The organism is Alphaproteobacteria bacterium (genome assembly GCA_040220875.1).
Lineage (GTDB): Bacteria > Pseudomonadota > Alphaproteobacteria > JAVJVX01 > JAVJVX01 > JAVJVX01.
The window spans coordinates 398662-417797 of sequence record JAVJVX010000005.1 but is presented as its reverse complement, the minus strand read 5'-3'; the positions used below and the strand labels follow the sequence as shown (position 1 = coordinate 417797).

Sequence of the window (19136 nt, the reverse complement as noted above, 5' to 3'; positions counted from 1 at the left end):
GGATGAAGCGCCTTGTCCCTGTCCTCGTTGCGCTGTTGCTGGCCTGGCCGGCCGCGGCCGCCGTTCCGGTCGAGCGTGTGGTCAGCCCGGGCGGGATCGAGGCCTGGCTGGTCGAGGATCACAGCCTGCCTGTCATATCTCTCCGCTTTGCCTTCAAAGGGGGGGCGGCACTCGATCCGGCGGACAAGGGCGGGCTCGCCTCTTTCGCCACGGTTCTGCTCGACGAGGGCGCCGGGCCGCTCGATTCCCAGGCCTTTCAGGCGCGGCTCGAGGAGCTCGCCGTCGATCTCGGCTTTTCGGCCGGGCCCGACGAGGTCACGGGCGAGTTGCGCACCCTTTCGGCCAATCGGGCCGCCGCCTTCGACCTGCTGCGCCTCGCCCTGACGGACCCGCGCTTCGAATCAGATGTGGTGGAACGCAAGCGCGCCGAAATCATCGCCCGGCTTCGCCAGCGTGCCCAGGATCCCGATGTTATCGCAAGCCGGGGCTGGTACCGCGCGATGCTGGGTGATCATCCGTACAGCCGGCCGGCGGAAGGGACGCCCGAGACCATCTCGGACATCACGGTCGAGGACCTGCGCGCCCTCGTCAAAGACCGTTTCGCGCGCGAGAATTTGATGATTGCCGTGGCGGGCGACATCACGCCGGCCGAACTGGGCGGACTGCTCGATGAGACGTTCGGGGCGTTGCGCGAGAGACCGGCGGCGGGCGACGTCCCGCGGGCCAGCATATCGGAAGACGGCGGGGCGCTGGTCGTGCGGCGCGACCGGCCGCAAAGCGTCGTGATTTTCGGCCATCGCGGGATCGCGCGCGATGACCCGGATTTCTACGCCGCCTATGTACTCAATTATATCCTGGGCGGGGGCGGGTTCGCAGCCCGTCTTATGGAGGAGGTGCGGGAGAAGCGCGGCCTCGCCTACGGGATCAGCACCTATCTCGTGCCGCTCGACCAGGCGCCGCTGATGATTGGCAATGTGGCGACGGAAAACGCGCGGGTGGCCGAGACCATCGCCATCATCCGCGAGGAGTGGGAGAAGTTGCAGTCCGGCGGTGTGACGGAGAGCGAGCGTGCGGATGCCATCACCTACCTGACCGGCTCCTTTCCGCTCAGACTGACCAGCACGGGCAAGATTGCCGACATGGTGCTGATGATGCAGCGCAATGACCTTGGCATCGATTACATGGACCGGCGCAACGCCCTGATCGAGGGCGTTAGCCTGGCCGATCTTCAGCGCGTCGCGAAGCGTCTCCTGGCCCCCGGCGCGCTCACCTTCGTGGTGGCCGGCGAGCCCGAAAACCTCGACGATGCGCAATCGCTGGCCCTGCCTTCCGCGCCGGAGTGAAACGCGCGCTCCCGGAACGGGTGATCGGCCGTCCCGGCTCTGCTAAGTTGGGCCTCCGCCCCTGCGGCGCGCTGACCTGAAAGCCATCTGCCATGACGTCCGAGTCCGGTTTCGACAGCCTGCCCTATCTCATGCGCGTGGAGGGATGCCTTTCGGAGCGGCTCGGGGCAGGGGGTCTCGCGAGGTCCGATCTCGTCCGCTATGAGGCGCGCCTCTCGGCTCGGCTAGCCCGCCTTCAGGACGAGCATGACCGCAACAGACTCCCCATGCTGCGCCTGCCCACGCGAAGCGACGATCTGGCGGCCCTTCGTTCCCTGGCCGACCGGTTTCGGCGCGATATGGCGGATGTGGTGGTGCTGGGGACCGGCGGCTCCAGCCTCGGCGCCCGGACGCTCTGCGCGCTGCCGGGTGCCGGCGGGCCGCGACTGCATTTCCTCGACAACATCGATCCGGACGGCATCGAGACGGTCCTCGCCCGGATCGACCCGGCGAGAACAGGCTATCTCGTCGTTTCCAAATCGGGCTCCACGGCGGAAACGCTGTGCCAGTTCGCAATTGTCTTCGATCACTGGCGGCAAGCGGCAACCGGGAGAGAGGCGGCGGATCACTTCGTGGCCATCACGGTGCCGGACGCCTCGCCACTTCGCCGCGCGGCCGCACGGCTCGGCTTCCCCGTCCTGGATCACGACCCTGCGGTGGGTGGGCGGTTTTCCATCCTCTCCCTGGTGGGGCTCCTGCCCGCCTTCATCCATGGTGTGGACGGGCGGGCGCTGCGCGAGGGGGCCGCGCTCGTTCTCGACGAAACTCTCTCGGCCGCGTCCGCGCTGGATGCGCCGCCCGCCGCCGGCGCGGCGCTTCTGGTGGGGCTGGCGGAAGGGCGCAGGCGCAGCCAGTCGGTCCTGATGCCGTATATCGACGTGCTGTTTCCCTTCGCCCTCTGGTTCCGCCAGCTCTGGGCGGAAAGTCTGGGCAAGAACGGCAAGGGGCTCACTCCCATCGCGGCCCGGGGCGCGGTGGACCAGCACAGCCAGTTGCAGCTTTATCTCGACGGGCCGGCCGACAAGGTGGTGACGATGATCCAGGCCGCGATGGGCGGGACCGGCCGTCGCATCGGACCCGACTGGGCGGAGGCGGATTCGGATCTGGCGTATCTTGGCGGCCGGACCATGGGCGATCTGATGGCGGCCGAGCAGCGCGCCACGGCCGAAACCCTTATCAAGCGCGGCCACCCGGTCCGCGTGTTCGAGATAGACGCGCTGTCGGCCCGGACCCTCGGCGGGCTGCTCATGCATTTCATGCTTGAGACGGTTTTTGCGGCCGAGCTACTCGGGGTCGACCCGTTCGATCAGCCGGCGGTCGAGGAGGGCAAGGTGCTGGCCCGCGAATATCTGCGCGAGCAGGCTCGACGATGACCGATCCCGCGTCCGCCAGCCCCGCGCGAGCCCGTATCCGCCGCCTGTCGGAGGCGACGATCAACCGCATCGCCGCCGGCGAAGTGATCGAGCGCCCCGGCTCCGTCATCAAGGAGTTGGTGGAGAACGCGATCGATGCGGGGGCGCGAAAGGTGGATATTGCGATCCGCAATGGCGGCTGCAGCCTGATCGCGGTCACCGATGACGGCGCCGGCATGACGGCCGAGGACATGTGTCTCGCGCTCGAGCGCCATTGCACCTCCAAGCTGGAGAACGACGATCTCTTCGATATTTCGAGCTTCGGCTTTCGTGGCGAGGCGCTGCCCTCGATAGCCGCCGTGGCCCGGGTCACCCTGACCAGCCGGACCCGCGGGGGCACGGGCGGAGACGGCGCGTGGCAGGTTTCGGTGGAGGGCGGGCGGATCGGCGATCAGCGCCCGGCCCGTCTTGTCGCGGGCACGCGGATCGAGGTGCGCGACCTTTTTTTCGCGACGCCGGCGCGGCTCAAATTTCTCAAGAGCGAAAGGGCGGAACAGGCAAATGCGGTCGATGTCGTTCAGCGGCTTGCCATGGCGCATCCCGAAATCGGCTTTTCGCTGCGTCTCGATGACAAGTTGCCCCGGCAATACAACGCGGGCACCGGCGATCTTCTCGAAAGCCGACGGACGCGCCTGGCGGAAATTATGGGTCGCGAGTTCGGCGAGAACGCGCTCGCCATCGAGGCGTCGCGGGGACCCGTACGCCTGTCCGGCTTCGCCGGCCTGCCCACGCTGAACCGCGCGCTGGCCGATCGGCAGTATCTCTTCGTGAACGGCAGGCCAGTGCGCGACAAATTGCTTTTTGGTGCCGTGCGCGGCGCGTACCAGGATTTTCTCGCGCGCAACCGTCACCCCCTGGTGGCCCTCTTTCTCGACCTGCCGGCGGATCAGGTGGATGTCAACGTGCATCCGGCCAAGGCCGAGGTGCGGTTTCGCGACAACGCACTCGTGCGCAGCCTGATCGTCGGCGCTCTCCGCCAGGCGCTGGCCGCGGCCGGCCACCGGACATCGACGACGGCGGCCGAGGCGGCGCTCGGCGCTTTTTACCGCGAAGGGCCAGCGCCTGCCTCGTCGTCGCGACCCGGCCTGGCCGAAGGGCCCGGGGCGGCGTACGGCCGGGATCCAGGAACCGGTCCCGCCAGCCCGGGAGCTGGCGGTACTACGGCAACATTGGGCGATGCGATCGCGCTGGCGCCTCAGGCCGATTCCCGCGCCGGGCTCGGGCATGACGGGTCTGTCGATACCCCGCCAGCGACCGACTACCCGCTTGGCGCGGCGCGCGGGCAGGTGCACGAGACCTATGTCGTCGCCCAGACGCGTGACGGTCTCGTGATCGTCGATCAGCATGCGGCACACGAACGCCTCGTTTATGAGCGCATGAAACGCCACCTCGCCGCGGGAGGCGTGCCGCGTCAGGGATTGCTGTTGCCCGAGATTATCGAGATGGACGAGGAGGATTGTGCCCGTCTCGTCGCCCGGGCGGACGAATTGGGCGAGCTCGGGCTCGCGATCGAGGCCTTTGGCGCTGGCGCTGTCGTCGTGCGGGAAATGCCGGCGCTGCTCGGTGAGGCAGATATTCAGGGCCTCGTCCGGGATCTGGCCGATGAGTTGCGCGGGCTGGGTGAGATGCTGTCGCTCAAGGAAAAGTTACAGGATGTCTGCGGCACCCTCGCCTGTCACGGCAGCGTGCGCGCCGGCCGCCGCCTCAGCCTGGCGGAAATGAACGCGCTTCTGCGCGAAATGGAAGCGACGCCCCATTCCGGCCAGTGCAACCACGGCCGGCCCACCTTCATCGAGCTCAAACTCAAGGATATCGAAAAGCTTTTCGGTCGGCGCTGATCTTGCGTATGGTCCAGGCACCGGTCACCCGCACGGGCGCGCCGCTCCCCGTTACCGCAACACTGCCAATCCTGTCTCGGGCATTTTTCCAGTCCTAATTCATGCCTATTTTGCTTCTGATCGTTTTCGTTGATCTTCTCGGGTTTGGCATCATCATCCCGCTGGCGCCCTATTACGCCGAACATTTCGGCGCCGCGCCCGATGTCGTGACCCTTTTGATGGCCACATTCTCGGTCGCGCAGTTCATCGCCGCCCCGTTCTGGGGGCGCCTGTCGGATCGGATCGGTCGCAAGCCCGTGCTGGCGGCCTCGGTCCTCGGCACGGCGGCGGCCTATCTCTGGATGGCGTTTGCGACCGATCTCTGGATGCTGTTCGCGGCCAGGGCCGCCAGCGGCTTCATGTCCGGCAACATCGCCGCCGCCATGGCCTATGTCGCCGACGTTACGCGGCCCGAGCAACGCTCGCGCGGCATGGGGCTGATCGGCGCCGCCTTCGGCCTCGGCTTTATCTTCGGCCCCATTATCGGCGGGCTTCTGGGCGGCCCCAGTGCAAGCGAGGCGGATTTCCGCACGCCCTTCCTGGTTGCCGCGGGGCTTTCCAGTGTTGCGGTCGTGATGACACTGACGCTGCTCAGGGAATCCTGGACGGCGGACAAACGCGCGGCCGCCTTCCGGGGCCTCACGCCAGCCGGCCGGCTGGCCGAGCTCGGTCGCGCATTGCACCTGCCCGTGCTGGGCCTCTTGATCGTGCTGTTCTTCATTTTCACCTTTGTCTTTGCGGGCATGGAATCGACCTACGCCCTCTGGGCCGAGCGCCGGCTCGATTGGGGGCCGCGTCAGGTCGGGACCGCCTTTGGCGTGGCCGGGTTGCTCGCGGCCCTCATCCAGGGCGGCGCCATCGGGCCGCTGACGCGTCTCATGGGCGAAGCCAATCTCGTGCTCCTGGGCAGTCTCGTGCTCGGCTTCGGCCTGTTCGCGGTGACGCAGACTGAAACACCCGCCGGCGCCTATACCGCGATGGGTCTGATGGCGGCCGGGATCAGCTTCGCCAGTCCGGCCCTCTCGGCGCTCATCTCGCGCAACAGCCCGTCCGAAATGCAGGGCAGCGTACTGGGCATATCGCAATCGGCCTCCAGCCTCGCGCGGGTGCTGGGACCCGCCTGGGCCGGGTTCATCTTCGTCGGGCTGGGGCCGGACGGGCCTTATCTGTCCGGTGCCCTGATTATGGTCCCGGCATTCATGCTGGCGTTTCTCGCGAGCCGCCGGTTGAGGGCGGGGTAAGGCATGAGCCTCGGCCAGCAGCCAGGTGAGGACCTGCCACCGGGCGCCGGTCGGGCATCGGGGTGGCCGGCATCGCCGCCCCCGCCGCCGGCCCGGTTCGGCGCCACCGCGCGCGATATCTGGCATTTCTTGTGTCACCCGACGCCCGTGCGCTATGCGGCGCGGCCGGCCAAGCGTTTCCGGATCCTGCTGCGCTGCCTGCTGATTGCGGCCGGGCTCATCCTGCTTCTGTCACCGGCCATCTATGGCGTCCTCGAGCAGCTTGGCGGCTACGAGCACAGCGTCGAAAAGCTGTTCGAAGCGGGCGACAGCCTGCTTCTGCTGTTCGCGCTGGCGGTGGTGCTGGTGCCCGTCGTGGAAGAGACGGTCTTCCGCCTTTACGTCGCTCGATTTCATCCGATTTTTATCGTTATCTCTCTCGCCGGCGGGCTCGTCACCGCGGCCATGCTCGAGGCGATGGCCGTTCTGATGATCCTGGCCGTTCTCCTGGGTTTTCTGGTGGCCGGCCTGCTGCGCGGACAGCGCGAGCGCCTTGGCGCCTGGTGGACGCGCCATTTCCGCTGGATCGTCTATGCCTCGGCACTGGTCTTCGGCCTCGTGCATCTCGCCAATTTCGTCTTCCCCGAGGATCAGGCGGTGCCGGCCGCGATCAAGCTGGTGCTGGTCACGCCGCAGATTCTGATGGGGCTGTTCCTCGCCTATATGCGGGTGCGTCACGGCCTTGTCTGGTCGATGCTGCTGCATGGCAGCTATAACGGGCTGCTTCTGGGGCTGGGGCTGGTTTTTTACGACCTGACCGAAGGGGCTCTCAGCCCGTCCGCCGGGTGAAGCAAATCCGGGCCGCGCCGTAGCGTCGCGTATCGACGATCTCGAAACCCTCGGGCGGGGCAAACGCGTCGCGCGCACCCATCTCGAACACCGCGACCACCGCCGGAGCCACCCAACCGGCCCGGTCGAGCGCGACCAGCGCTGCGGGACCAAGGTTTTCGCCATAGGGCGGGTCGAGGAAGACGAGCCCGGCCCGGCCCGGGAGAGACGGACCCGGTCGGGGCGGGGCGAGGGCGTCCGCCTGAAGGGACAGGCTGCGCCCGGCTTCGCCGAGGGCGCGGATGTTTTCGCGCGTGCGGGCGAGCGCGTGGGGACTTGTATCCATGAACACGGCGAAGCCGGCGCTCTGGCTGAGCGCCTCGAGGCCGAGCGCGCCGGTGCCGCAGAACGCGTCGAGGACGACCGCGCCCTCGATCGACCATCCTGTCGCCGCCAGCCTGCCGCGGGCCAGGATATCGAAAACCGCCGCCCTGGCCCGATCCGACGTGGGGCGGATGTCCCGGCCGTCGATCTCCGCCAGGCGGCGGCCGCGATGCTGCCCGGCCGCGATCCTCATCCCGATCGGCCCAATTCCTTGAGAACCCCGCCCAGTTGCTCCCGCAGCACCTTGGCAGGCACTTCTGCCGCGTCGCCCGGCTTGAGCCGACCGATCTGGAACGGGCCATAGGCGATGCGGATCAGCCGGTTCACCTCGAGCCCGAGATGGGCCATCACGCGGCGAACCTCGCGGTTCTTGCCCTCGCGCAGGCTGACGGTCAGCCAGGCATTGGCGCCGGTTCGCTGCTCCAACCGCGCCTCGATCGGCCCGTAGCTCACGCCCTCGATGGTGACGCCCCCGGCCAGCCTGGCCAACCCGTCGGGATCGGGCCGGCCGTGCACCCGCACGCGGTAGCGTCGTCGCCAGCCCGTGGCCGGCAATTCGAGATGGCGGGCGAGGCCGCCGTCATTGGTCAGCAGCAACAATCCTTCCGAGTTGATGTCGAGGCGCCCGACGCTCACGAGGCGCGCCACCTCGTCCTTGAGGGTCGGCGGCAGGTGGTCGAAAACCGTGGGCCGGCCCTCGGGATCGCGATGGGTCGTGACATGGCCGACCGGCTTGTAATAGCGAAAGAGGCGGATGGGCGCGGCCCCGGCCAGGCTTTCGCCGTCGATTTCGATCGCGGCATCGGGGGGCACGTTGCGGGCCGGCTGGCTGACGGGCTGGCCCGCCAGGGTGACGCGACCGTCGGCGATCAGCCTTTCCGCGTCGCGCCGCGAATAGGGGCTTCGCCGGGCGATGACCTTGGCGATGCGCTCGCCAGCCGTTCCGCCATCGGGCTTCGCCGTCATTTGCGGGCGGCCTCGAGAAAGGCCTCGAACAGCCGCCGGTCACCCGGTGAAATCTCGAATTCGGGATGCCACTGGACACCGAGACAGAAGCGATAGCGCGGGTTCTCGATCCCCTCGATCACGCCGTCCGCCGCCGTCGCGTTGACCACGACAGGACCGGGCACCGTCCTGACCGCCTGGTGATGGGCGCTGTTTACCATGAGCGTATCGGTTCCGACGATCTCGTAAAGCAACGTGTCCGGCCGGACCGTGACCTCGTGTCCCGCTTCGTCGCGCGGGTTGGGCTGCTCGTGGGCGAGCGCGCCCTCGACTTCGTCCGGGATGTGCTGGATCAGCGTGCCGCCCAGCGCTACCGCCAGCAATTGCTGGCCGCCGCAAATGCCCAGCACCGGCAGGTCCCGGGCGAGCGCGCCCTCAGTCACCGCCATCTCGAAGGCGGTGCGCCGGTCCTTGGTGGTGACGCTCGCATGTTTTTCGGCTGCCCCGAAAAGCGCCGGGTCGACGTCGAAATTTCCGCCCGTGATCACGAGCCCGTCGAGCCGGTCGAGGTAATGGTCCGTGAGGTCGGGTTCATGCGGCAGCAGCATCGCAAGGCCACCCGCGCGGGCGATGACGCCGGCATAATTCTCGCGCAGCGCATACCACGGAAATTTCGAATATCCCCCGGGGGCTTCGGAATCCACCGTCACCCCGATCACGGGGCGGCGCGTGCCGGACATTGTCGGAGCTGATGTCATGGGGTTCCACTCATGGCGCGTAACCTAGGCAAGGCCGCTTGACGCCTCAAGCGTCCTGGGCGACCGTCCGGTCATGAATACGCCGGAGCCCCCGTCTTATCCATTGCAATCGCCGGCCAATGACGCGGGCGCGCCCATGGATTTGGCGCTCGATCTGGCCCGCCAGGCATCGGCGCGGGGGGAGGTGCCGGTGGGCTGCGTCATCGTCGATGGGCGGTCGGGCCGTATCCTCGCCCGTGCCCATAACCTGACCGAGACCCAGACCGATCCGACGGCCCATGCAGAAATCCTGGCCCTGCGCGAGGCAGCCCTGCACGGGGGCAGCCCGCGCCTGCCCGATGCCGATCTTTACGTTACGCTGGAGCCGTGCCCCATGTGCGCGCAGGCGATCTCCTTTGCGCGGATACGCCGCCTGGTGTTCGGCGCCTATGACCCGAAGGGCGGCGGGGTGGAGCATGGCCCCCGCATTTTCGACAGCACGAGCTGCCACCATGCGCCCGAGATCATCGGCGGCGTGCGCGAAACCGCCGCCGCCGCGCTGCTTCAGGATTTCTTCAAACCCCGGCGCTGATGGCAGCCCGGCCGGCCCTGCCCGGGGCTAGGTGCTGTCCGCCCGCTCGTCCGCGCCCGTCCGTTCCACCGCCCGCCAGCCGATATCGCGGCGGCAGAAACCGCCCGGCCAGTCGATCCGGTCGACCGCCGCATAGGCCCGCACCTGCGCCTCGCGCGCATTCTGTCCGCGTGCCGTCACGCCCAGCACGCGCCCGCCCGTCGCCACCAGCCGGCCGTCCCGGCGCGACGTGCCGGCGTGAAACACCACCACGTCGTCGTCCTGGGCGGCGGCGAGATTCCGGATTTCGGTGTTGCGTTCATAGCTGCCGGGATAGCCCCTGGCCGCCATGACGACGCACAGCGCCGTCCGAGGGTCCCAGCGCATATCGAAATCGGCCAGCTCGCCATCGGTCGCCGCGACCAGCGCGGTCAGGAGATCGGATCTGAGACGCATCATCAGCGCCTGGCATTCGGGATCGCCAAAGCGCACGTTGAATTCGAGAAGCTTCGGGCCGTTTTCGTCCACCATGAGGCCGGCGAACAGCACGCCCTCGAACGGGCAGCCTTCCGCCTTCATGGCCGCGACCGTGGGGGTGATGATCGTCGCCATGACCTCCTCGGCCAGCGCATCGGTCATGATCGGCGCCGGCGAATAGGCGCCCATTCCGCCCGTGTTCGGCCCCGTATCGCCTTCGCCCACCGCCTTGTGGTCCTGGGCCGAGGCCAGCGGCAGCGCAGTCTCTCCATCCACCAGGGCAAAGAAGCTGACTTCCTCACCCCGGAGGCGCTCCTCGATCACCACTTCCCGGCCGGCCTCGCCGAACCGGTCGCCCGCCATCATTTCCCGCACCGCCTCGATCGCCTCCGCCTCGCTATCGGCCAGGATCACGCCCTTGCCGGCCGCCAGCCCGTCGGCCTTGACGACGATGGGAGCCCCTTTTTCGCGGATGAAGCGGATTGCGGCCTCGGCGTCGTGAAACCGGCCATAAGCGGCGGTGGGAATGCCGTATTTGTTGGCGAGATCCTTCATGAACCCCTTGGACCCTTCGAGGCGCGCGGCCCGGGCGCTGGGGCCGAAGGCGCGGATGCCTTCCTCGCGCAGCGCGTCTGCCAGGCCGAGGACGAGGGGCGCCTCGGGGCCGATGACGACGAGATCGATCGCCCGGTCGCGGGCAAGCGCGACCAGTCCCTCCACATCATCGGCGGCAACCGCGACGCACTCGGCGATCTCTGCGATCCCGGCATTGCCGGGCGCCGCAATGATCGCCTCGCACAAGGGCGAGGCGCTGAGCGCCCAGCAGAGCGCATGTTCCCGTCCGCCGCTGCCGACCACGAGGATTTTCATCCTTTCCGTCCCCCTCTTCGCATTTTCACTCATCGCGGATCCGATGCGCGCGGGCCCGTATCGCCCCTTGCGGTTTCACCTGATAGGATGGCCATCCGTCTTCTAGCACAAGGAAAGCCATGGCGGAAAAAACCGGGCCCGGCCATAACCAGGGTGAATACACCGTCTCCGAGCTCTCGGGCGCGCTCAAGCGCGTGATCGAGGGCGAGTTCGGCACGGTGCGTGTGCGGGGCGAGATTTCCGGTCTCAAGCGGGCCGGCTCGGGCCATGTCTATTTCGCACTCAAGGACGAGAGCGCGGTGATCGACGGGGTCATGTGGCGCGGAACGGCCGGCCGGCTGCGGCTCGCGCTGGAAGACGGGATGGAGGTCATCTGCGCCGGGCGGGTGACTACCTTTGCCGCGCGCTCGCGCTACCAGATCGTGGTGGAAAGCGTGGAACTCGCGGGCGAGGGTGCGCTCCTCAAGCTGATCGAGGACCGCCGCCGCAAGCTCGCGGCCGAGGGGCTTTTCGACGAGGCGAAGAAAAAGCCGCTGCCGTTTCTGCCCCGGGTCATCGGCGTCGTCACCTCGCCCACGGGAGCGGTCATCCGCGATATTCTCCACCGGCTGAGCGACCGCTTTCCGGTTCATGTGCTGATCTGGCCCGCTGCGGTACAGGGCGAGGCGGCCGCGGGACAGGTGGCCGAGGCCATCCGGGGGTTCAACGCACTCCGGCCGGGCGGGCCGGTGCCGCGCCCCGACGTGCTGATCGTCGCCCGGGGCGGCGGCAGTCTCGAAGACCTCATGGCGTTCAACGAGGAGATTGTCGTGCGCGCCGCGGCCGAGTCCGATCTGCCGCTGATTTCCGCCGTCGGGCATGAAACCGATACGACGCTGATCGATTTCGCTTCAGACCGGCGCGCGCCGACACCAACGGCGGCGGCCGAGATGGCGGTTCCGGTGCGGCACCAGTTGATCGAGGAGGTGGCCCAGAAATCCGCGCGCCTCGACGGGGCCGTGCGCCGGGTCATCGATTATCGCCGGACCCGCCTGGAGGGCCTCGCGCGCGGCCTGCCGGATCCCCGGAGCTTGCTCGAGGATGCCATGCGCCGCCTCGATGAGACGGGCGACCGCCTCAGTTTCAGCCTGCGGGCACTCCTGCGCGAGAAGGCGCATCGTCTGTCCGGGGCCGGCGACCCGACGGGTGCCTTGCAGCGCCTCCTCCGCGACCGGGAGGCGGCCCTTCGGCACCGAACGGCCCGCCTCCGTCCCGCGATGCTCAACCAGGACATCCGGCGCCAGCGGCGCGAGGTCGCCCGGCTTGGCGACGCGCTTGCCAGGACCGGAAGGCGCTTCGTGGCCGAGCGCAGGCGGGAGGTCGCCAGCCTCGCCCAGCTGCTTACGAGCTATTCCTACGAGGATGTGCTCCGCCGGGGGTATGCCGTGGTGCGCGATCCGGCCGACCACCCGATAACGGCGCGCGCGGCGCTCCTCAAGGCGGCGGCGACGGACCCGCGCGTCATCATCGAGTTTCACGACGGGCGTGCGGCGGCGACAGTGACGAACGCGGTCGAGTCGGGAAAATCCGCCGGCGGCCGTAACACGGCCGCGAAGGCAAAGGGAAAGCGGGCGGTGCCGGCAAAGCGGGGGCCCGACGACCGGCAGGGAGATCTCTTGTGATGAAACGCGCGCTCGAACGGAATCGGACGATGATGGCCGGTCGCAGGATTTTCAGTCTGATGCTGGGGCTCGCCGTCATCATCGCGGCCTCCCCATCCGCTCGGGCGGAAGCGCCGTCGGTCGCGCTCGAGGGCCCCGCCCGGCCGGGCGGGCTCATGACGGGGCGGGTGCCGGCCGGGTCGACAGCGCGTTTCGATGCGGGTGCGGTCGCAGTCGGGCCTTCGGGTGCGCTGTTGCTGGGCATAGCCCCGGACGCCGGCCAATCCGCGACCCTCGTCGTGGTCGCACCCGACGGCACGGAAACGCGGACCGCGCTTCGGATCGCGCCGCGCGACTACGATGTTCAGCGGATCGACGGGCTACCGCCCCGCAAGGTTTCGCCGAGCGCGGCGGATATGGCGCGTATCCGGGAAGAGGGCGCCCTCATCAAGGCGGCGAAGGCCCGGTTCAGCCCGGCGGAATTTTTCGACAAGGCCTTTATCTGGCCGGCCGAAGGGCCCGTCACCGGCGTCTACGGCAGCCGGCGCATCCTGAACGGCCAGCCTCGCCGGCCCCATTGGGGCATCGACATCGCCGCCCCGGCGGGCACGCCGGTGCGGGCGCCCGCTGCCGGCACGGTTGCGGTCGCGCACAAGGACATGTTCTTCACCGGCGGTACGGTCATTCTGGATCACGGCCACGGACTGACCACGGTCTACTCCCATCTCCAGGACGTGCTGGTGGTGGAAGGCGCCATTGCCGCCCGGGGCACGCTGATCGGCACGGTCGGCGCGACGGGCCGAGCCACCGGCGCGCATCTCGACTGGCGGATGAACCTGTTCGATACGCCGCTCGATCCGGCCCTTGTCACGCCGGGCCGCCCGGACGATCCGCCGCCCTCCTGAGCGCGGGTCGGGGCCTAGCTGTCCGGCCAGCGCCGGTGCAGCCAGAGCCATTGCTCGGGATGATCGCGGATCCAGCCCTCGATGATCCGGTTCACGCGGGTCATGGTCTCCACCACATCAGCCTGGGTATCGCCGGTATCGGGCAGCGCCATCGGCGGGTAGAGCCACATGCGAAACCGCGCGCCCTTGAGCCGCTCGCAGCGCGCCGGGATCACGGGGCAGCGAAATTTGAGCGCCAGCGCCGCCAGGGCCGGCGCCGTCATGGCATCGCGCCCGAAAAACGGGATGGGCAGGCCCTCGTTCATCTTCTGGTCCACCAGGAGGGCCAGATGGCCGCCACCGCGCAGCAGTTCGAGCGCGCCGCGGGCCGCCTGGCGGCCCTTGGGCAGCATGGTCTTCGTCGCCGTGCGCCGGGCGTAGCGCAGCAGGTGGTCGGCGATCCGGTTGTTGACCGGGCGATAGATCTGGGTGATCTCGCAGCCGCGCTGTGCGGCCGACAGGGAACACACTTCCCAGTTGCCGAGATGGGCGGAAAAGAAGATGCCGGGCGCGCCATCGTCGCGCAGCAGGTCGATATTCTCGGCGCCGATGACTTCGACCCGGTCGCCGTTATAGAGATCCAGGTTCGCGAGATGGGGATATTCGGCGAAGACGCGGCCGAAATTTTCCCACATGCCGCGGACGATGCGGTTGATTTCGGCGTCGTCCTTTTCCGGAAAGGCGGCGCGCAGGTTTTTCCGGGCGCGGCGGCTGATCCTGAGGCGGGGGCCGATAGTCCGCGCGATGGCGCCGCCGGCGGCCGAGGCCGGATCGATCGGCACCAGGCGAAACAGGCCGAAGATGAGGAACAGAAGCGCGGCTTCAATCGGCCAGTAAATCCAACGATTTACCCGGGCCCGCCATCCATCGTGAACCATGGTCTGCCTTATCCCAGGGCCTGCGCTCAGGCCGGCCGGCCGTTGCCGGGCATGCCGATTTTCGTTCGGATCAGCGCCAGCAGTCGGGCCAGGTCCCGGATCTCGAGCGTTACGGGCAGGGTTTCGATCCGGGCGCGATAGGCCGTCGGCAGGCGCGCGGCGTCTTTTTCCGTTGTCACGATCGTGGCGTCAAGGCTTTGTGCCTCGGCCAGAATGCGATCGAGCGTCCGGGCGTCGAACGGGTGATGATCGGCGAAGGCGTGGCGGGCAACGATCGTCGCGCCAAGGCCGGCGAGCGTACCGAAGAATTTTTCGGGCCGCCCGATACCGGCGATGGCGACGACCCGTCGTCCCTGAAGGCGGTGGGCGGCTACGGGGTCGGGCCGTATCTCGGCCTGGAACAGGGGGACCCCACCCAGCCTGCCTGCCAGCCCGGTCTCGTCCGGGCCGACGATCATGGCGGCCGCCGCCCGCGCGAGTCCGCTGGCGAGCGATTCGCGCAGCGGCCCCGCCGGCAGGGTACGGTTGTTGCCGAGACCATACCCGCCATCGAAGACGAGAAGACTCGCGTCCGGGCGGACGGCCGGGTTCTGGAACCCGTCATCCATGATGACCAGATCAGGCCCGCTTTCGGCCGCCGCGGCGATCCCCGCCTTACGGTCGCGGGCGATCCAGGTCGGCGCGACACGCGCCAGAAGCAGCGCCTCGTCGCCCACCTCGCCGGCAACGTGGCGTTCGGGGTCGACCCGGATCGGCCCCGCCTCCCGCCCGCCATAGCCGCGCGCCAGAAAATGAACGCGCAAATCCTCGCGCACGAAGGCGCGCGCCAGCGCCAGCGCCGCCGGCGTCTTGCCGGCCCCGCCGGCGACGAGATTGCCGATGCAGACCACCGGCACGCCCGCGACGCAGGGTCGGGTCGCCCGGCGGCGGAGCCAGGCGCCGGCCTGAAACAGCCAGCTTGCCGGGGTGAGCGCGAGACGCGTCAGCCTTGCGCCCGTTCCGCGCCGGTCGCCGCGCCAGAATTCAGGCGCGCGCATCGCCCGCCTCGCGATTTTTTGCACTCGCTTCGGTCCCGGCGACGTCGCTCGCCGACCGACGGGCCTTGTCGAGCTCCAGCAGTTCCTCGACCAGAAGATCGACGATCTTGCGCTCCGCCGCCGCCGCCGCGCGGGCACGCCGGGCCAGCGCCTCGCGCTCCTCGGGCGCGCGCAAAAGCGCCGATACGCTTGCCGCCAGATCATCGGCACGGACCGGCCGCACGGCGTCGGCGTCGCGGAGCCGGGCCATGATTTCGGTGAAGTTTTCCATATGCGGACCGGTCAGGATGGCCGCCCCGAACTGGGCCGGTTCCAGCAGATTGTGCCCGCCATGGGGCACGAGGGACCCGCCTACCAGCACGACCGGGGCGAGACGAAAGAACGTGCCCAGCTCGCCGATTGTATCGATCAGCCAGATATCCGTCTCCTGGGTCGGCATTTCGCCCCGGCTGCGCCGCGCGAAGTTCAGGCCCCGACGCTCCAGCAGTCGGGCGACGGAGTCACCCCGATTGGGATGGCGCGGGGCAAGGACGGTCAGGAGCGCTGGATGGTCTTTCGCGATCTCGCGATGCGCGGCGGCGACGATTTCCTCTTCGCCCGGATGGGTGCTGGCCGCCATCCAGACGGGCCGGTCGCGGAGGCGCGCGGCGCTATCGTGAACCAACGCTTCCTTCACCGGCAAGGGATCGGCTGCGTATTTGAGATTGCCGAGATGACGCGCCGGCCCGGCACCCAGCCGGGTGAGCCGCGCGAGCGCTTCCTCGCTCTGGGCGAAGATCTTGTCGAACCGCCCGAGGAGGGCACGAAAGGCGAACCCGGCGCGCCGCCAGCGCCGGGCGGAGCGGGCCGACAGTCGGGCATTGATCAGGGCAAGCGGAATGGCGCGCCGCTCCGCGCCGAGAATCAGGTTCGGCCAGAATTCTGACTCCACCCAAACGCCCAGATCGGGCCGCCAGTGATCGAGGAACCGGGCGACGGCCTGCGGGCAGTCCACCGGCACAAAGCGGTGTTGCGCGCGGGCCGGCAGCCGGGCTTTGAGAATCTCGGCTGAGGTGACGGTGCCTGTCGTCACCAGAATGTTCAGCGCGGGATCGCGCTCGAGCAGGGCGCGGATCAGCGGCAGCAGGGAGAGGCTTTCGCCAACGCTGGCGCCGTGAAACCAGAACAGCCGGCCAGTGGGCCGCGCCTCCCGCGTTCGTCCGAAGCGCTCGGCCAGTCGCCTCGGATCTTCCTTGCCGCGCGCCACGCGCACCTGCAGCACCAGCCAGGCCATCGGCCAGCCCAGTGCCGCGACCAGGCGATAGAGGCGATAGATCATGCTGCCCCCGCCCGATCGAGAGGCGCGGGCTCGACGGGCGGGCGGCCGCATTTTCGGTCGGCGTCGCGGGTGAGATCGTTGAGTGATGCTTCGAGTTCGTGGCGTGCCTGCATCATGTCCCCGGGCCCGGCCCGTTCGGCAACGCGAATTGGGCGGCCCCAGAGAAAGACGCCCCGGGCAAAGGGCAGCGCCACCAGAAACCGGTCCCAGCTACCCACCTGAACCGCCCGGCTGGCCGAAAAGGTGGCCGGCAGGATCGGCGCACCGGTCAGCCGCGCGAGCGCGATCGCGCCGTCGCCCGCGCGCATCCGGGGTCCTTTGGGCCCGTCCGGGGTGATGCCCACGGATTCTCCGGCCCTGAGGGCGCGGATCATGGTCCGGAGCGCGCCGGCACCGCCGCGCGTCGACGAGCCGGCAGCCCAGCCGATGCCGAAATGGCGCACTGTCCGCGCGATAAGCTGGCCGTCGGGATGGTTCGAAATGAGCATGCGGATCGCGACCCCCCGGCGCCAGGCATAGGGCATCATCAGAAGCCGGCCGTGCCAGAAGGCGAGAATAAAGGCGTCGCCCCGGTCCCAAAGCCGGCGCGTCTCCTCGTCGCCGCCGACCTCCCAGCGGCCGGTCAGATAGACCAGGCGGATATACCACGCGCCCAGCCAGCACAGCCCGGCCTGTGCCGGAGCGCTTCGGCTTATGCGCTTGATGAGGCTCACCGGACGGGTGACGGCGAGGCAGCCGCATCCAGGCCCAGCGCGACCTCGCCCGTATCCGTGCCGCCGTCGCGGAATTGCAGCGCATAGAGCCGGGCATAGGCGCCGCCCGAAGCGAGGAGTTCGCTATGGGTGCCGCGCTCGACGATCTCGCCCTTGTCCAGAACGCAGATAAGGTCGGCGTGCTGTACCGTGGACAGGCGATGGGCGATCAGCACCGTCGTCCGCCCGCGCATCAGTTCTTCCATGCCGGCCTGGATGAGCCGCTCCGATTCAGTATCAAGCGAGGAGGTCGCCTCGTCGAGGAGCAGGATCGGCGCATCGTTCAGAATGGCACGTGCGATCGAGATCCGCTGGCGCTGGCCGCCCGACAGGCGCACGCCCATCTCGCCGACAAAGGTGTCATAGCCATCGGGCAACGCCCGAATGAAATCATCCGCCGCCGCGCGCCGGGCCGCTGCCTCGATCTCCTCGAAAGACGCGGTCTCGCGGCCATAGGCGATATTGGCGCGAATCGTATTGTCGAACAGCGCAACCTCCTGACTCACAAGCGACAGACTCTGGCGCAGCGAGCGAAGTGTCACGTCGCGTATGTCCTGTCCGTCGATCGTGATGCGCCCTTCGTCCGGCTCGTAAAACCGCGGGATCAGGTTAAGCAGGGTCGATTTCCCGCTGCCGCTGGGCCCGACCAGCGCGATGGTCTGTCCCCTCCTGGCCTCCAGGTTTATGGCGCGCAGCGCCGGGGCTTCCGGGTGATATGAAAATGAGACGTTCTCGAAGCCGAGCGCCGCGTCCGTCACCTTGAGGGCAGGGGCGCCGGGGCGGTCCCGGATCTCGGGCTCGATGTCGATGAAGCTGAAGACGCGGTAGGCGGCAGCGAGTCCTTCCTGCAGCGAGGCGTTCAGCGTCGCCAGGCTTTTGGCTGGCGCATAGGCCATCAGCAGCGCCGTAATAAAGGAAAAGAATGTGCCGGGCGTCGTCGCGCCTTCGATCACGCGCGCGCCGCCGTAAAAGATGATCACGGCGATGGCGACGCCCCCCAGCGTCTCCATGAGTGGATGGTTGAGGGAGCGCACGCGCTCGGCCTTGTAGAAAAGCCGGAACACCTTTTCGATCACGGTATCGGCCTTGTTCGCCTCGTGCTCCTCCATCGTGTAGGCCTTGACGTGACGTGCGCCCTGGAAGGTCTGGTCCAGATGGGTCGTGAATTCGGCTACTTCACGCTGCGTATTGGTCGAGACCTTGCGCATGCGCCGGCCGATCTTGCGCACCGGCAGGATCGCCACGGGAAAGATCACCAGCGCAATCAGGGCAAGCTGCCAGTCCTGAAAGATGAGCACGCCCAGAAGCGCCACAAGGGTGAGGCTGTCGCGCACGATGGCGGTCAGCACGCTCGAGGTCGCGCCGCGCAGCATCTGCGTGTCGTTGGTGAACCGGGCGATCAGGGTCCCGGTCGAGGTGTTCTGGAAAAACGCGAGATCGGCGTGGATCAGGTGGCGGTACAGGCGGCGCTGGATATCGGCGACGATTTGCAGCCCGGCCCGGTTCATCAGTATCGCCTGGGCATAGGTGGCCGCGCCCTTGATCGCGAACACCGCCAGTACCGCCAGCGGGACCAGCATCAAGACCGTTTCGTCGCGGGCCAGAAACACGTCGTCCAGAATGGGCTTCATCAGCCAGGCGCTCGCGGCTGTCGCCCCGGCGGCTATCGCCATGAAAAAGCTGGCAGCGATCAGCGTGCCGAGATAGCGCCGGATATGCTCGCGATAGAGCCGGGCCAGAAGGCGGGGGGTGTCGGCATCGCCGAGGCGGGCAGGGGAACGGGGCGGGGCTGTCGGGCTCACGCGCGGTCCCTTCGGGTCGTCATGGTCAGTTCCGTGCTCCGGGCGGCGCAGGTCGGCTCCGG

At 68.3% G+C, this 19136-nt stretch carries 17 protein-coding genes; 8 read left to right on the top strand and 9 right to left on the bottom strand.

The genetic code is table 11. The features are described from left to right. Nucleotides 1-2 precede the first annotated feature (2 nt). The 5 genes from RLQ26_04245 (at nucleotide 3) to RLQ26_04225 (ending at nucleotide 6740) form a co-directional block, all read left to right on the top strand. Entirely contained in the window at nucleotides 3-1343 is a 1341-nt protein-coding gene (locus tag RLQ26_04245; GenBank protein MEQ9087933.1) for a pitrilysin family protein, read from the top strand. Nucleotides 1344-1435: 92 nt separating this feature from the next. After that, the gene (locus RLQ26_04240) at nucleotides 1436-2755 is read left to right on the top strand and encodes a glucose-6-phosphate isomerase (protein MEQ9087932.1); all 1320 of its coding nucleotides are present in this window, start codon (nucleotides 1436-1438) and stop codon (nucleotides 2753-2755) included. After that, on the top strand, nucleotides 2752-4632 hold the full coding sequence (mutL, locus tag RLQ26_04235) for a DNA mismatch repair endonuclease MutL (GenBank protein MEQ9087931.1): 1881 nt from the start codon (nucleotides 2752-2754) through the stop codon (nucleotides 4630-4632). Before RLQ26_04240 ends, mutL begins: the two co-directional genes overlap by 4 nt. Before the next feature lie 101 nt (nucleotides 4633-4733). Further along, a complete protein-coding gene (locus RLQ26_04230; protein ID MEQ9087930.1) occupies nucleotides 4734-5912 on the top strand; it encodes an MFS transporter in 1179 nt (392 codons plus the stop codon). A gap of 3 nt (nucleotides 5913-5915) precedes the next feature. Continuing rightward, on the top strand, nucleotides 5916-6740 hold the full coding sequence (locus RLQ26_04225; protein ID MEQ9087929.1) for a CPBP family intramembrane glutamic endopeptidase: 825 nt from the start codon (nucleotides 5916-5918) through the stop codon (nucleotides 6738-6740). Here the strand turns inward: RLQ26_04225 and RLQ26_04220 are convergent. The 3 genes from RLQ26_04220 to RLQ26_04210 are packed head-to-tail and all read right to left on the bottom strand — an operon-like array spanning nucleotide 6721 to nucleotide 8806. Then, nucleotides 6721-7296, bottom strand: coding sequence for an RsmD family RNA methyltransferase (locus RLQ26_04220; protein MEQ9087928.1), 576 nt, complete (start codon nucleotides 7294-7296; stop codon nucleotides 6721-6723). The two genes, RLQ26_04225 and RLQ26_04220, sit on opposite strands and share 20 nt — an antisense overlap. Further along, nucleotides 7293-8069 carry a pseudouridine synthase gene (locus tag RLQ26_04215; GenBank protein MEQ9087927.1) on the bottom strand — a complete coding sequence of 259 codons (777 nt, stop codon included), beginning with the start codon at nucleotides 8067-8069 and terminating at the stop codon, nucleotides 7293-7295. The genes RLQ26_04220 and RLQ26_04215 overlap by 4 nt, the downstream gene beginning before the upstream one ends. Then, the gene (locus RLQ26_04210; GenBank protein ID MEQ9087926.1) at nucleotides 8066-8806 is read right to left on the bottom strand and encodes a gamma-glutamyl-gamma-aminobutyrate hydrolase family protein; all 741 of its coding nucleotides are present in this window, start codon (nucleotides 8804-8806) and stop codon (nucleotides 8066-8068) included. Before RLQ26_04210 ends, RLQ26_04215 begins: the two co-directional genes overlap by 4 nt. 136 nt (nucleotides 8807-8942) lie before the next feature. Between RLQ26_04210 and RLQ26_04205 the strand changes: the two genes are divergently transcribed. Beyond that, nucleotides 8943-9377: a nucleoside deaminase gene (locus RLQ26_04205; GenBank protein MEQ9087925.1), complete on the top strand. Its 435-nt coding sequence runs from the start codon at nucleotides 8943-8945 to the stop codon at nucleotides 9375-9377. A gap of 27 nt (nucleotides 9378-9404) precedes the next feature. On the opposite strand, the gene purD is transcribed toward RLQ26_04205, so the two are convergent. Next, nucleotides 9405-10703 carry a phosphoribosylamine--glycine ligase gene (purD, locus tag RLQ26_04200; GenBank protein MEQ9087924.1) on the bottom strand — a complete coding sequence of 433 codons (1299 nt, stop codon included), beginning with the start codon at nucleotides 10701-10703 and terminating at the stop codon, nucleotides 9405-9407. Nucleotides 10704-10822: 119 nt separating this feature from the next. Here purD and xseA point away from each other — a divergent pair, with 119 nt between their 5' ends. After that, nucleotides 10823-12364 carry an exodeoxyribonuclease VII large subunit gene (gene xseA, locus RLQ26_04195; protein ID MEQ9087923.1) on the top strand — a complete coding sequence of 514 codons (1542 nt, stop codon included), beginning with the start codon at nucleotides 10823-10825 and terminating at the stop codon, nucleotides 12362-12364. Further along, the gene (locus RLQ26_04190) at nucleotides 12364-13248 is read left to right on the top strand and encodes a M23 family metallopeptidase (protein ID MEQ9087922.1); all 885 of its coding nucleotides are present in this window, start codon (nucleotides 12364-12366) and stop codon (nucleotides 13246-13248) included. The genes xseA and RLQ26_04190 overlap by 1 nt, the downstream gene beginning before the upstream one ends. A 14-nt stretch (nucleotides 13249-13262) precedes the next feature. On the opposite strand, the gene RLQ26_04185 is transcribed toward RLQ26_04190, so the two are convergent. The 5 genes from RLQ26_04185 to msbA are packed head-to-tail and all read right to left on the bottom strand — an operon-like array spanning nucleotide 13263 to nucleotide 19074. Then, nucleotides 13263-14165 (bottom strand): lipid A biosynthesis lauroyl acyltransferase, encoded by a 903-nt coding sequence (locus RLQ26_04185; protein ID MEQ9087921.1) that lies wholly within the window; start codon nucleotides 14163-14165, stop codon nucleotides 13263-13265. Nucleotides 14166-14191: 26 nt separating this feature from the next. Then, nucleotides 14192-15202, bottom strand: coding sequence for a tetraacyldisaccharide 4'-kinase (lpxK, locus tag RLQ26_04180; GenBank protein ID MEQ9087920.1), 1011 nt, complete (start codon nucleotides 15200-15202; stop codon nucleotides 14192-14194). Continuing rightward, entirely contained in the window at nucleotides 15189-16520 is a 1332-nt protein-coding gene (locus tag RLQ26_04175) for a 3-deoxy-D-manno-octulosonic acid transferase (GenBank protein MEQ9087919.1), read from the bottom strand. The genes lpxK and RLQ26_04175 overlap by 14 nt, the downstream gene beginning before the upstream one ends. After that, the gene (locus RLQ26_04170) at nucleotides 16517-17233 is read right to left on the bottom strand and encodes a lysophospholipid acyltransferase family protein (GenBank protein ID MEQ9087918.1); all 717 of its coding nucleotides are present in this window, start codon (nucleotides 17231-17233) and stop codon (nucleotides 16517-16519) included. The genes RLQ26_04175 and RLQ26_04170 overlap by 4 nt, the downstream gene beginning before the upstream one ends. Then, the gene (gene msbA, locus RLQ26_04165; GenBank protein ID MEQ9087917.1) at nucleotides 17230-19074 is read right to left on the bottom strand and encodes a lipid A export permease/ATP-binding protein MsbA; all 1845 of its coding nucleotides are present in this window, start codon (nucleotides 19072-19074) and stop codon (nucleotides 17230-17232) included. Before msbA ends, RLQ26_04170 begins: the two co-directional genes overlap by 4 nt. Nucleotides 19075-19136: the final 62 nt, after the last annotated feature.

What these genes read in the sequence shown, in the direction of transcription:
- RLQ26_04245 (MEQ9087933.1), top strand. Translation starts at nt 3, where the DNA reads ATGAAGCGCCTTGTCCCTGTCCTCGTTGCGCTGTTGCTGGCCTGGCCG.
- RLQ26_04240 (MEQ9087932.1), top strand. Translation starts at nt 1,436, where the DNA reads ATGACGTCCGAGTCCGGTTTCGACAGCCTGCCCTATCTCATGCGCGTG.
- mutL (MEQ9087931.1), top strand. Translation starts at nt 2,752, where the DNA reads ATGACCGATCCCGCGTCCGCCAGCCCCGCGCGAGCCCGTATCCGCCGC.
- RLQ26_04230 (MEQ9087930.1), top strand. Translation starts at nt 4,734, where the DNA reads ATGCCTATTTTGCTTCTGATCGTTTTCGTTGATCTTCTCGGGTTTGGC.
- RLQ26_04225 (MEQ9087929.1), top strand. Translation starts at nt 5,916, where the DNA reads ATGAGCCTCGGCCAGCAGCCAGGTGAGGACCTGCCACCGGGCGCCGGT.
- RLQ26_04220 (MEQ9087928.1), bottom strand. Translation starts at nt 7,296, where the DNA reads ATGAGGATCGCGGCCGGGCAGCATCGCGGCCGCCGCCTGGCGGAGATC.
- RLQ26_04215 (MEQ9087927.1), bottom strand. Translation starts at nt 8,069, where the DNA reads ATGACGGCGAAGCCCGATGGCGGAACGGCTGGCGAGCGCATCGCCAAG.
- RLQ26_04210 (MEQ9087926.1), bottom strand. Translation starts at nt 8,806, where the DNA reads ATGACATCAGCTCCGACAATGTCCGGCACGCGCCGCCCCGTGATCGGG.
- RLQ26_04205 (MEQ9087925.1), top strand. Translation starts at nt 8,943, where the DNA reads ATGGATTTGGCGCTCGATCTGGCCCGCCAGGCATCGGCGCGGGGGGAG.
- purD (MEQ9087924.1), bottom strand. Translation starts at nt 10,703, where the DNA reads ATGAAAATCCTCGTGGTCGGCAGCGGCGGACGGGAACATGCGCTCTGC.
- xseA (MEQ9087923.1), top strand. Translation starts at nt 10,823, where the DNA reads ATGGCGGAAAAAACCGGGCCCGGCCATAACCAGGGTGAATACACCGTC.
- RLQ26_04190 (MEQ9087922.1), top strand. Translation starts at nt 12,364, where the DNA reads ATGAAACGCGCGCTCGAACGGAATCGGACGATGATGGCCGGTCGCAGG.
- RLQ26_04185 (MEQ9087921.1), bottom strand. Translation starts at nt 14,165, where the DNA reads ATGGTTCACGATGGATGGCGGGCCCGGGTAAATCGTTGGATTTACTGG.
- lpxK (MEQ9087920.1), bottom strand. Translation starts at nt 15,202, where the DNA reads ATGCGCGCGCCTGAATTCTGGCGCGGCGACCGGCGCGGAACGGGCGCA.
- RLQ26_04175 (MEQ9087919.1), bottom strand. Translation starts at nt 16,520, where the DNA reads ATGATCTATCGCCTCTATCGCCTGGTCGCGGCACTGGGCTGGCCGATG.